Origin of the sequence: Parvibaculum sp., from assembly GCF_030694575.1 — a bacterium.
Lineage (GTDB): Bacteria > Pseudomonadota > Alphaproteobacteria > Parvibaculales > Parvibaculaceae > Parvibaculum.
On the sequence record NZ_JAUYUS010000035.1, the window covers coordinates 1 to 12,513 of the forward strand.

The 12,513-nt window shown below is 64.4% G+C and carries 10 protein-coding genes; 5 read left to right on the forward strand and 5 right to left on the reverse strand.

All coding sequences use genetic code 11. The features are described from left to right. On the reverse strand, window positions 1-2,696 hold a 2,696-nt coding region (locus tag Q8S60_RS05980), incomplete at its 3' end, for a glycosyltransferase (protein WP_305668427.1). Window positions 2,697-2,873: 177 nt separating this feature from the next. Beyond that, a complete protein-coding gene (locus Q8S60_RS05985) occupies window positions 2,874-4,637 on the reverse strand; it encodes an amidohydrolase family protein (protein WP_305275998.1) in 1,764 nt (587 codons plus the stop codon). 191 nt (window positions 4,638-4,828) lie between these two features. On the opposite strand from Q8S60_RS05985, the gene Q8S60_RS05990 reads away from it, so the two are divergent. Continuing rightward, window positions 4,829-5,362, forward strand: coding sequence for a hypothetical protein (locus Q8S60_RS05990; protein WP_305275999.1), 534 nt, complete (start codon window positions 4,829-4,831; stop codon window positions 5,360-5,362). A gap of 47 nt (window positions 5,363-5,409) precedes the next feature. On the opposite strand, the gene Q8S60_RS05995 is transcribed toward Q8S60_RS05990, so the two are convergent. Continuing rightward, a complete protein-coding gene (locus Q8S60_RS05995) occupies window positions 5,410-6,459 on the reverse strand; it encodes an IS1595 family transposase (RefSeq protein WP_305276000.1) in 1,050 nt (349 codons plus the stop codon). A 494-nt stretch (window positions 6,460-6,953) separates the two neighbouring features. On the opposite strand from Q8S60_RS05995, the gene Q8S60_RS06000 reads away from it, so the two are divergent. Further along, the gene (locus Q8S60_RS06000) at window positions 6,954-7,460 is read left to right on the forward strand and encodes a CopD family protein (protein ID WP_305276001.1); all 507 of its coding nucleotides are present in this window, start codon (window positions 6,954-6,956) and stop codon (window positions 7,458-7,460) included. Here Q8S60_RS06000 and Q8S60_RS06005 read toward each other — a convergent pair. Next, window positions 7,438-7,938, reverse strand: a complete 501-nt coding sequence (locus Q8S60_RS06005) for a DUF2231 domain-containing protein (protein ID WP_305276002.1) — start codon at window positions 7,936-7,938, stop codon at window positions 7,438-7,440. The two genes, Q8S60_RS06000 and Q8S60_RS06005, sit on opposite strands and share 23 nt — an antisense overlap. On the opposite strand from Q8S60_RS06005, the gene coxB reads away from it, so the two are divergent. Genes coxB through Q8S60_RS06020 form a run of 3 tightly spaced genes read left to right on the forward strand, consistent with a single transcriptional unit; the run spans window position 7,921 to window position 11,512 of the window. Beyond that, window positions 7,921-8,658, forward strand: coding sequence for a cytochrome c oxidase subunit II (gene coxB, locus Q8S60_RS06010; protein WP_305276003.1), 738 nt, complete (start codon window positions 7,921-7,923; stop codon window positions 8,656-8,658). The genes Q8S60_RS06005 and coxB overlap by 18 nt on opposite strands. Then, window positions 8,655-11,171: a cytochrome c oxidase subunit I gene (gene ctaD / locus Q8S60_RS06015; protein ID WP_305276004.1), complete on the forward strand. Its 2,517-nt coding sequence runs from the start codon at window positions 8,655-8,657 to the stop codon at window positions 11,169-11,171. Before coxB ends, ctaD begins: the two co-directional genes overlap by 4 nt. Continuing rightward, the gene (locus Q8S60_RS06020; protein ID WP_305276005.1) at window positions 11,168-11,512 is read left to right on the forward strand and encodes a hypothetical protein; all 345 of its coding nucleotides are present in this window, start codon (window positions 11,168-11,170) and stop codon (window positions 11,510-11,512) included. Before ctaD ends, Q8S60_RS06020 begins: the two co-directional genes overlap by 4 nt. A 4-nt stretch (window positions 11,513-11,516) precedes the next feature. On the opposite strand, the gene Q8S60_RS06025 is transcribed toward Q8S60_RS06020, so the two are convergent. Further along, window positions 11,517-12,308, reverse strand: a complete 792-nt coding sequence (locus Q8S60_RS06025) for an enoyl-CoA hydratase (protein WP_305668428.1) — start codon at window positions 12,306-12,308, stop codon at window positions 11,517-11,519. Window positions 12,309-12,513 lie beyond the last annotated feature (205 nt).

Genomic DNA, 12,513 nt, shown 5'->3' on the forward strand with positions numbered 1-12,513 from the left:
GACGGCATGACGTTGATGAGCGAGAGGAGGACGGCCGAGGCGTAGGGCACCGACTGCACGAGCAGCACGCCGACCCAGAGACGCGAATGGCTGTCCGCGAAATCGGGGCTCATCAGGAAAGCGGCGGTGAGGCCCCAGAGCAGGACGAGCATCACCGTTTCCTCGCGCACCTGGATGAAGGCGGCGGCGAGCGGCGGCTTGTCCTCGCATTTCGGCGTGCGGATGAAAGGCTTGCTCGTTGTTATCATGCCGTTGAGCATCGCCTTGGCGACCGTATGCGTGAGGCCGAGCGCGGCGACGCCGGCGCCGAGGCTCTCGATGAAGCTGCAATCGCGCACGCGCACCGCATAGAGCCAGAGCGAGCGCACGAACTTGAAGATGAAGCTGCCGATGGTCGGAATGAGGAAGGCGGCGACGGGCAGCGACACCATGTGCGGCTGGTAGAGCGCCCAGGCGGACAGCACGATGCTCGCCGTGGTGAAGAGGAGCGCGAGCCCGTCCGCGAACCAGGGAAGCCAGCCGGCGAGGAAATAATAACGCTGCGCGCCGGTGAGACCCTTCTTGCTGCTTGCCCAGGGCGCGAGCGCATCCCAGTGATGCTTGACGATCTGCACCGCGCCATAGGCCCAGCGGAAACGCTGCGTGATATAGCCGGACAGCGTGTCCGGCGTGAGGCCGCGGCCGAAGGAGTGGTTGACATAGACGCTGTCGTAGCCGGCGCGGTAGAGCTTGATGCCGAGTTCGGCATCCTCGCAGATGCACCACTCCGCCCAGCCGCCGACGCGCTTCAGCGCGCTCTTGCGCACTTGCGTCATGGTGCCGTGCTGGATGATGGCGTTGAAATTGTTGCGCTGGACCATGCCGATATGGAAGAAGCCGGCATATTCCCAATAGGCCATGTTCTTGAACGCGCTTTCATGGCGGTCGCGGTAATCCTGCGGGCCCTGCACGAAGCCGACATCCTGCTTGTCGAAATAGGGGACGAGCACCTTCAGCCAATTCGGCTCGACCTGATAGTCGCTGTCGATGACGGCGATGATCTCGGCTTCCTCGGCGGTTTTCTCCAGACCGAAATTGAGCGCGCCCGCCTTGAAGCCCGGCCAGTTCTCGAGATGGAAGAAGCGGAAGCGGGGCCCGAGCTGCGCGCAGTAGTCGCGCACCGGCTGCCAGACCTCGGGGTCGGTCGTGTTGTTGTCGAGCACGAGGACTTCGTAGTTCGCATAGTCGAGCTTCGCCAGCGCGGCGAGCGTCTCGCGCACCATCTCCGGCGGCTCGTTGTGGATCGGCACATGGATCGACACCATCGCCGTGGGGCTGACGGCTTTTTCATCGAAGGGCTTGAAGTGGCGCGAGCCGTGGCGCGTCCAGATCACCTCGACGAATTCGATCGCTTCCGCGAGGAGAACGATGAGAAGAAGTCCCTGCGCGAAGAAGAGGAAGCTCCAGACCGTGATGCCGATCCAGGTGAAATAGAGGCCGGTGACGGAAAGTCCCGCCCAGGCGATGGCGGAACCGGCGATCTGCGTGAGCACCGCGAAGAAGACGACGCCGACGGGGCGGACATGGCGCTGGCGCAGCATGAAGAGCATGGCGGGCACGAGCGCGAGGCCCGCGGCGAGCGACGCCCAGAAACGCCATTCCGGCGCCTCGGAAATGCTGCCGGCCATCGGGAACTTGGGCGCGCGGTCGGCATTGTAGATGCCCCAGAAGGCGCCGGCGGCCCCTTCCTCCGACGCCTTCCACGGCTGGTCGAAGGCTTCCATCACGTAATAGGTGATGTCCTCGGCCTTGGCGCGGTTCAGGAACGCGCGCATGAAAGTCGCCTGGTTGACGAGCGACGGCACGGCCTCGGTGCTGAGCTCGGCTTCGGCGAGGCCGGGATAGGGGCGGCGCGGGATGACCTTGCCGCGGCTCGGCCAGCCGACTTCCGTGACGACGATGGGCTTGCCCGGATAGGCGTCGCGCAATTCGTCGAGGCGTTCGAAGACGGAATTCACTGCCTCGTTGATCGGGATGCCTTCCCAATAGGGCAGGAGCTGCACGGCGATGTAGTCGACCGCCTGCACAAGATCGGGATTGTTGAGCCAGATATGCGGCGGCTCGGCGGTGGAGACCGGCTTCCAGATTTTTTCCTTGGCGCGCCTGATATAGGCGATCAGGTCTTCCACGGGCAGGTCGTTGCGCAGCAGGGCTTCGTTGCCGACCAGCACGCGCACGACATTGCGGCGCGGCGCGAGCTGGATGAGCGTGGCGAGTTCCTGCTCGTTGCGCGCGAGATCGGGACCGATCCATGCGCCGACCGCGACGGAAAGGCCGTATTTGGCGGCAAGCTCGGGAATGTTTTCCTGGCCGCGGATGACGCTGTAGGTGCGGATCGCCTGCACCGTGCCGGAGAGGAGCCGCATGTCCTCTTCCATCTGCTCGACGGAAGGATGCCTGTTCTGCGTCGGGTCCTGGCCCTGGCGGTAGGGGCTGTAGGAGAAGCCGACGATTTCGCCGGTCCATGCTTCCGCGTGATGGGGCTGGTTGAAGGCGGCCCAGACCGCGAGATTGGCGGCGATGACGAGCGGCAGGACAATGAAAAAGAAAGCCGCCTGACGCACGAATACCGAGTTGCGCCATGACCGGGGATTGGCCGCCGGTGCATCGGGCGAAGGCTCGGGCGTGGGGGAGACGGGATCGGGTGTGTCCATCATCGGGTCCGCTAGACGCAAAAAGGCTGGGAAAAACGGCTCGAAACGGTACCCCTATGGCGGCCCAGCTCCACCATGCCCGCAGCCGGCATGCGGCGGGCCGGGCACCTTTTGGCCCCGTACCTTGACCAAATTAGGGCAAGTTTCCACCGTGGCCAGTGGCCGCGGCGATTTATAGCCTCAGTCGGCGGCGGCCGGAATACGCACCCCTTCGGGCCGCGCCTGCGCGCCGCGCACGAGGCGGCCGTTGAGGGCGCCCGTCGGCTCGCCGTTGCGGAAGGCGACGGCGCCCGAGACGATGCTGGCCGTGTAGCCATCCGTCTGCTGGATGAGGCGTTTTCCGCCGGCCGGCAGGTCGTTGACGATGCGCGGCGAATAGAGCGTGAGATTGTCGAAATCGATCACGTTCAGATCCGCCTTCATGCCCGGCGCCAAGACGCCGCGATCGTTCATGCCGACAAGCGCCGCGTTGCGCTGGGTGAGGCCATGCACCAGCCATTCGAGCGGGAGCTTCCGCCCGCGCGTGCGGTCGCGGCCCCAATGGGTGAGGAGCGTGGTCGGGAAGCTCGCATCGCAGATGATGCCGCAATGGGCGCCGCCGTCGGAGAGGCCGAAGGCGGTGTTCGGATGGGTGAGCATCGTCTCGACATCGGCGAGGCTGCCGCAGTGATAGTTCATCAGCGGGAAATAGAGGAGCGCCTTGCCGTCGCGCTCCATCATCCAGTCGAGCAACACCTCGCGCGGGTGGCGTCCCGTGCGCTCCGCGACCGCCTTCGCGCTTTCCTCCGGCGAGGGTTCGTAATTCGGGTTCTCGCCGAGCGCGAACATCTTGTGATAGGCGATGCAGAGCATCTCGATGATCTCGCCCGACGGATAGTCCGGCTCCTCGGCGAGAAGCTTCGCGCGGAATTCAGGGTCGCGCAGCGCCTTCATCTGTTGCTCCAGCGGCGCGCCCCAGATCGAGCGGAAGGTCTGGTGCATCACGAAGGGATTGAGCGACGATGTGAGGCCGAGCAACACGCCGGTGGCGCGCGGCGGCACCTGGCCGCGAATGGGCAGCCCGTCGGCATTGGCGGCGGCGATATTGTCGAGCACGCGCTTCCAGACGGTGGGCCAGCGGTCGTCCTGCTCGATGGTGATGGACATGGGCCGGCCCGAAAGTTCCACCATGCCGCGCAGCATCGCGAACTCGGCATCCGTGTCCTTGAAATCGGCGATGAGCTGCAGCACGCCCTTCTGTGCCTTGCCCATGGCGCGGGCGATGCCGTGGAGTTCCATCGCTTCCGCCTTCAGCGTCGGCGTCGCGCCGCCCTTCACGTCCTTGTGTTTCACCGTGCGCGAGGTGGAGAAGCCGAGCGCGCCGGCTTCGAGCGCCTCGACGACGAGGCGGCCCATCTCGGCCGTCTCCGCTTCCGTCGCCGGCTCGAGCGCGGGCGCGCGCTCGCCCATCACATAGGCGCGGACGGCGGCATGCGGCACCTGCAATCCGACATCGAGCGCGAGCGGCGAGGCTTCGACCGCATCCATATATTGCGCGAAGCTTTCCCAGTTCCACTTGATGCCCTCGGCCAGCGCCGAACCCGGAATGTCCTCGACGCCTTCCATGAGGCCGAGCAGCCATTCGCGTTGCTCAGGCTTGCAGGGCGCGAAGCCGACGCCGCAATTGCCCATGATGGCGGTGGTGACGCCGTGAAAGGTGGAGGGCTGGAGATAGGGGTCCCAGGTGACCTGGCCGTCGTAATGCGTGTGCACGTCGACGAAGCCCGGCGTCACGATCTGCCCGCGCGCGTCGATCTCCTCCGCGCCGGAACCTGAAACCTTGCCGACCTCGACGATGCGGCCGCCTTCGATGGCAATGTCGGCCTCGACAGGCGCGGCGCCCGTACCGTCATAAACGGTGCCGCCGCGGATCACGATGTCATGCTGGCGAGACGTGCTGCTCATGGGTTTCCCCTCCCGGAAATGGCTCTAATGGCTTTGGGGGGGAGGATAGCGGAAAAGGGGGACAGGGGGGAGGGGCGCGAGAAAGGCAATCCGAGGCGTAAAGAGGCAAGTTTCCGCTACTCAATAGCGGTCAGTGGTGTTTGAATTCAAAATATTGAGACGCCGTCGTCGAGACTATACTGGGGACTAATATGATTGCTTGGGAAGCAATACCATATGTAGGGACGGGGCTGAGTTTGGTCGCATTTATCGTGGCTGCGTTTCTATTTGCTTACAAGGCGCGACTGGAAAATAGTGCCCGGAATATTGAAAGTGCACCGGCCGCGGATCGACTTGAAGCAATTGCTGCAATGGCAGAGTTTTTTCGCGTCGATCTGCGGAATCTTCGCCCTGAGGAACAAAAAGAAATCGTACTTGCGCAGATAAAGCACAGAGGTCGCCGTGATCTCATGTCCGGCATTGTAGCGATTATAGTTGCGGCCCTGCTTGCTGCCGTCACAATAATTGCAATTGAAAGTTCATCTGTAAACGGAGGAGGTAGCGGCCAAGACCAAAATGCTGAGGAGATTTCCATTGCTAGAAAAAACATGGCCCAAGTCAGATCGCCACTAGTACAGATGGGAAGTTCTCAGGGGTATCGAGCTGGAAACAAGCGTCAGACCTTGACTTTTTTGCAGGGTATCGACACCTCGTCCGACGTGGATCTGAGAGCGAGGCACCTATGAACCAAACGCAGGTGATGCGGCGCTGGTGAGATGAGCTGGCGCTATATCTAGTGGGTCTTTGGGGCCGGTTTTCCGGGCCGGTTGGAGGGTTCAGCGACGCTTCCGGCCTTCGTCCGGCGCAGCTCGCGGCCATGGCCGCGCGAGAACAAAGTCCGCATAAGGACGATGGAAGGGACGGCAACAAGCTCCCGTCGCTTGCCTCTGCCCTTGGGAATTGGGCGATGGTCCCAGTGGAACTGGAGCTCGGCAAGGTAACGGCGCAGATGCTCGTTGCTCCAGACATGCCACACGCCCATCTTGGCGCGGCGGAGAAAGAGGTTGAATGCCTCGGCCGTGTTCACATGGGCGTCGCCGCGCACATATTCCTTCTGGCTGTGACTGACGGAGGCGTGCGCCGCCTGGTCCTTGCCGACAGCAATCAGTGCCCTGTCGCCGTCGGTCATCAGGTGAGCTTCCGTCGCCACCAGCTCGCGCACCAGAGGCCCGACGGTCGAAGCGCTGCCATCTGTCATTTCTGCCGTTCGCACGCGCCCGCCGCGCTCGACGGCAACCAGAATCCGCTTCTTGCCGCTGCCGCGGCCTGGGGCATTGTAGATGAATTTGGCGGTTTTCTCGCCGTATTTTGCCCGGTTTCTGCGAGACGCCTTGCCGCCGTCGGCAATATCGTCGGCCTCGACAATTCCGGAGAGCTTCGCATCGCCGGCGGCCGGGTTCTTCAGAAGCCGGATGGCGTGACCGACCTTCCAGGCGCTGCGCTGCGTGATGCCGAGGTGACGAGCCAGCGCCGGCGAGCTCATGCCCTTGCTCGATGAGACGATGAGAAAGGCCGCCTGAATCCATGTTGCGATTGGCAGCTTCGTTCCATGGAGCGGTGTTCCGGCTGTGGCGCTGAACTGCCTGCCGCAGCCGCGGCATTCATAGAGGCCGGCGCGTCTCGCCGTCAGCGCCCAGTGCTCGCCGGAGCCGCAGAAGGGACATACGCGGCCCTCCGGCCAGCGCAGCCACTCGAAGAGCCGCTGCGCTTCCTCCTCGGTGCGCATGTGCCGCTGCAGGTCCGTCAGCGAACGGATGCCTATGGGATCGAACCGCCTGGTCATGCCACCAAGGCTAACCCTGGAGGCCTCTACAAGATATTGATTTGCCGGGAGCCTGTGCGGAAAGACCCCCAATGAAACGCCTAATCCATTGATTGGAAATAGCTTATCCGGCTGGCACCTGCGTTTGGTTCATAGGTGCGGAGAGCGAAAGTGGCTTACGCAATATCTCTGGCGGAAAACGCGCCAGAAAACAATTCAGACGGTGATTTCTACGACATAAGAGTATTGAATGAACTGCAGTTCGCAATAGAGGACGCAATCGCATACATCGAACGGAAAGCGGCTGCGTTAGGCATCAGCGATATGCGAAACTAAGGGTCCGCAGTTCGCAATTGTCCCCTCCTGTCCGCGATGCGGGCGCAGGCCCCGATCTCGGTCTTTCTCGACCACTAAGGCGCCTAGCCGTTTTCCCCTCACCCCACGGAACTTCCCGCCGCCTCATGCATTTTCTCCCTTGGCCCGTCGGCCGAGGGGAGAGGAGCCATGGCAGCCTGATGATCGTCTGGCTCAAAATCATTCATATTTCGGCGGTTTCTGTCTGGATGGCGGGGCTTGTGAGCCTGCCGGGGCTTTATGTGCAGCGCGCGCATGTGGTGGACAAGGATGCGCTTTACCGGCTGCAGCGGATGGTGCGGTTTTCCTATGTGGCGCTGATCTCGCCGGCGGCCTTTCTCGCGGTCGGGAGCGGCATCGGGCTCATTTTCGCGCGTGAGGTTTTCGTCACGTGGATGTCGGCGAAGCTTGCGCTGGTCGGCGCGCTGGTGCTGGCGCACACATTCGCCGGGCTCGTCATCATCCGCCTGTTCGGCGAGGGCGAGGTCTATCCTGTGTGGCGCTTCCTTCTCGGCACGGGTGTCGTGCTGGCGCTGATCGGGGGCGTGCTTTTTCTCGTGCTGGCGAAGCCCGATATCGACATCTCCTCGCTGCTGCCGGACGGCATGTCGGAGCCGGGGGCGCTGAAGCGCATCCTCGCACCTCTCAATCCCTGGGCGACACCATGAGGCCGATGCCGTGATGGAAAATCAGTTTTCCGCCATGCCAGCCGGCAAGCCCGGTGAGCCCCGCCGCGAGAAGCGAGAGCAGCAGCCCGTGCGGCAGCACGGCGTCGGGCGCGGTGAGGCGGAGGCCCCAATTGAGGCCGGCGACCGAAATGAGCATCATCGCGGCGACGCCATGCGCCCAGCTTGCGACGCGACCGCGAATGCCCGGCACGAGAAGAAGCTCCGCCGTGCCGACAAGGCCGGCGCCGATGCCCGAGGCGAAGGCGAAGCCCGCCGACCAGAGGCCCGCGCGCAGCCAGAAGGGGTCGGCGGTCCACCAGTAGAAGACATCCGCGCCGAGCGTCGCGACAACGAGCGCGATCGGGAAATGAACGCTCATGGCATGAAGCGGATGGCCCGCCACCGCGATGGCGGAACTGACATCCTTTTCCTCGATCTTCGCCTCGACCGGATTTTCCGGGTGATCGGTTTCGCTCATGACGCCTCTCCCATCCGGAAGATAACCCTTTCGCGGCGCGGTCCGTTCCCTCGCGCGGCGGCGATTTGCGCGTGCGCGGCGCTTTCGGGCTGCAGCGGCGACCTCTCGACGCTCGATCCGGCGGGACCGGCGGCGCGCGACATCGCAACGCTCTGGTGGGCGATGCTGGCGGGGAGCGCGGTGCTGTTCGTGCTGGTGATGGGGCTTTTCGCGGCGGCCATGCTGAAGCCGGGCTTCGGCGGACGCTGGACGGAGCGGACATGGATTCTGGGCGGCGGTATTCTCATGCCCGTGCCGGTGCTGGCGCTGCTGCTCTTCTTCGCCTTCGCGATGGGCGAGCGGCATCTGCCCTGGCGCGGCGAGCACAACCCGGTGCGCATCGAGGCGCGGGCGCATATGTGGTACTGGGAATTCCATTACCTCGACTATCCGGATGCCGCGCCCACCATCGGCGTGATGCACATGCCCGCGCGCTACGACGTCGACGTGATCGCGACGAGCGACAATGTCATTCACGGCTTCTGGGTGCCGCGTCTCGGCGGCAAGGTGGACGCGACGCCGGGCCACGAAACGGTGGTGCGGCTCTATGCCGACAGGCCCGGCGCCTATGGCGGCATCTGCGCGGAATATTGCGGCACCGGCCACACGGCAATGACCTTCCGCGTGGAGGCGCACACGCCGGAGGATTTCCGCGCCGCGATTTCGGGGAGCGCGCCATGACGGAGGAGAACGGCGCGACGAAGGCGCTCCGGCTGCACCGCGAGCTGTCCGCGATCTGGGGGACGCCGCCCGGCATTGCGCGGGCCGCTGCCGTGAACCACTCCATTCTCGGCCGCCGCTTCATGCTGACGGCGGCGGCGTTCTTCGCCATCGGCGGGCTGCTCGCCATGCTGATCCGCACGCAGCTCGCCTCCGCCGGGAGCGTGTTCATGGACGAAGGCCTCTATGCGCAGGTCTTCACCATGCATGGCACGATCATGATGTTCCTCTTCGCGATACCGCTGATCGAGGGGCTCGCGATCTATCTTCTGCCGAAGCTGCTCGGCGCGCGCGACCTCGCCTTCCCGCGCCTCACCGCCTATGGCTACTGGTGCTATCTCTTCGGCGGCACGATGCTGATCGTGGCGCTGGCGGCGGGTGCGGCGCCCGATGCCGGCTGGTTCATGTATACGCCGCTCTCCTCCGGCACCTATTCGCCCGGCATCAATTCGGATTTCTGGCTGCTCGGCGTCACCTTCGTCGAAATCTCCGCCGTCTGCGCCGCCGTCGAGATCATGGTCAGCATATTGAAGCTGCGCGCACCGGGCATGTCGCTAGGCCGGATGCCGGTTTTCGCGTGGTACATGCTGGCGGTGGCGGCGATGATGCTGTTCGCCTTTCCGCCGCTCATCCTCGGCTCGATCCTGCTCGAGGTGGAGCGCGCCTTCGGGCTGCCATTCTTCGATCCCGAGCGCGGCGGCGATCCGTTGCTGTGGCAGCACCTCTTCTGGCTCTTCGGCCACCCGGAGGTCTACATCATCTTCCTGCCGGCGGCGGGCGCGATCTCGACCGTGTTGCCGGTCTTCGCGGGACGGCCGCTGATGGGCTATCGCTGGGTGGTGATCGCCGCGATCTCGATGGCGTTCATCTCCTTCGGGCTCTGGGTCCACCACATGTACATGGTGGGCATATCGCATATGGCGATGGCGTTCTTCTCGGCAGCGAGCGCGCTTGTCGCCGTGCCCACCGCGATCCAGATTTTCGCCTGGCTGGCGACGCTCGCGCATGGCCGCCCGCGCTTCAGCGTGCCGATGCTTTATGTGTTCGGCTTTTTCTTCGTCTTCGTGATCGGCGGGCTGACCGGTGTGATGCTCGCGATGATGCCGTTCGACAAGCAGGCGCACGACACGCATTTCGTGGTCGCGCATTTCCACTATGTGCTGATCGGCGGCTTTGTCTTTCCGATGCTGGCGGCGGCCTATTACTGGCTGCCGCTGATAACGGGCAAGCGGCCCGTGCATCATCTCTCGCTGCCCGCCTTCTGGCTCGTCTTCATCGGCTTCAACGTGACGTTTCTCGTGATGCATCTGACAGGACTGCTCGGCATGGTGCGGCGCGTGCACACCTATACGGAAGCGTCGGGACTCGAAATCTACAATCTCGTGTCGTCCATCGGCGCTTTCGTGATGACGATCGGCTTCGCGCTGGTGCTGATCGATATCGTCCTGCAGGTCCGCTACGGCCGCGCCTTTCCGCGCACCCCGTGGAAGGCGATGACGCTCGAATGGGCGATGCCGAAACCGGCGCCCGCCTACAACTTCGCGTCGCTGCCGCGTGTGGACCGCCGCGCGGACATGCTGGCGCCGGAGCGGCTCGGCAGGGAACTTGCGGCGGGAGAGGGCTATCTCGGCTTCGCGCGGGACGGACGGATGGAGACGCTCGCCGTCGGCATGGCAAGCGGACGGTTGGAGCAGGTGGTGCTGCTGCCGCGCCAGACATTCCTGCCGCTCTTCACCGCCGCCGCGACCGGCCTTTTCTTCATCGCGATGCTGGCGAAGCTCTACTGGCTTGTGCCCATCGCGCTGCTGGCGACGCTGGCGCTGTTTCTCGGCTGGACGCGGGCGACGGGCAGCGGGAAGGACAGCGGTGCCTTGCCTGTTGGCCGCGATGCACAAGCGCCGCCGCATACCGAAAGCCGCAACGCGCCGTCATGGTGGGCGATGGTCTTCACGCTGGCGGCGGACGCGACGCTATACGCATCGCTGCTTTTCGGCGGCTGGTTCCTCTGGCTGTCGGCGCCGAACTGGCCGCCCGCGACACTTCCCGAACCCGGCATGCTTCTCTCCGCCGCCGCAATTGCCGCGCTGCTGGCGGCCGGCGCGGCAGGGTGGCGGGCAAGGCATCTGGCGGGTGCGCACCCGCAAGCCTCGCTCGCCCTCTGCGCCGCCGCGCATGGGCTTGCGACGCTCGCCATTGCCTGGATCGCGATGACCGCCATTCCCGACCGGATGGGGCATGCGTTGTCGGCCACCTGTTTCGTGGTGCTGTGCTATGCGGGCTTCCATACCGCGCTTGGCGTCGTCTTCGCGCTGTTCGGCTTATGGCGCGGGCGGCAGGGCCTCGTCTCGGCGGTGCGGTGCCTCGATCTCCGGATCGGAAAATTGTGGCACCTCTATACGGCAGGCGCGGGCATCGCCGCCGTCATCTTCGTGCATGTCTTCATCATGCTCGGCGCCGGCGGAGGCGCGCCATGACGGGCGCAACAGAACGGGCGGGACATGCGGGGCTGTTGCTTGCGGGCTTCGGACTCTGGGCGCTTGCCTTCGTGCATCTCTATGGAATGCAGGCGCTGGGCTGCAGGCTCGGCTGGAACGAGATCGGCATTGCCGGCGCGCTGAGCCTGCACCGGCTCGTTCTCGTGGCGCTCTTTGCCGCTTATCTCGCGGTGCAGCTTGCGCCTTATCTCGCAATGCGGCGGCGGCTCACGGCGGCGACGGGTTTCTCCTACCGCGTCGCCACCGATCTCGCCTTCGCCGCGTTCGGCGCATCGATCTTCTGCTTCTCGGGCGTGCTCTGGCTGTCGCCTTGCCCGTGACGGATCAGGAGGTCTGCTGCTTGCCGCGACTCTGGATGCCTTCGCGGCGCGCGGCGATTTCCTCCGGCGCGACGGATTTGTTGGCGGCATTGGAGAACTGCCGCTCGGTCTTGAGCGCGGTGCCGAAAGCTTCAGCGAAACCGTCATCGATCAGCTTCTTGTAGGCGGGCAGGCATTGCGGCACGACCGAGAGCATGTCGTCGGCAAGCTTGCGGCAGACGGGAAGAAGTTCTTCCGCCGTCACGACGCGGTTGATGAGGCCCCACTCCTGCGCCTGCTGCGCGGAGAGGAAATTGCCGGTGAGGGAAAGCTCCTTCGCGCGGTAGATGCCGATGGCGCGGGAGAGCTTCTGGCTGAGGCCCCAGCCCGGCAGGATGCCGACGCGGGCATGCGTGTCGGCGAAGCGCGCATTCTCCGAACAGACGAGGATGTCGCAGGCGAGCGCCAGTTCGAAGCCGCCGGTGATGGCGACGCCGTTGATCGCGCCGATGACGGGGCCGGAGAACTGGCCGATGGAGGTGACGGGATCCTTGTCGGCGACGGTCGCATTGACGCCTCCGCCACCGACGGCGCTGGCATCGCCGCCGAGTTCCTTCAGATCGAGCCCGGCACAGAAGGCCTTGCCCGCGCCGGTGAGGATCGCCACGCGGATGTTGTCGTCGGCTTCGAGCTCTTCGAAGGTTTCGGCGATTGCCTTGCGCAGGTCGCGCGACAGCGCGTTCATCGCGCCCGGGCGGTTGAGCGTCACGGTGGCGACGGCGCCGGATTTTTCGACAAGGATGACGGGTTCGGACATTGGGGTTCTCCCTCGGTGAATGGCTTTGAGGCTGTTCTATCGGGATCGGGGGAGGGGAGCAAATTACGCAGGGTTTGCCGTTTTCTTGTTATTTTTACGCGTCACCCCCGGGCTTGACCCGGGGGTCCAGGATAAGGGACCAAGGCGCGCCAATGGAGGGATGAAGAAAAGAGTTATTCCTGACGCCGCTTCGCGGCTTCTGGAT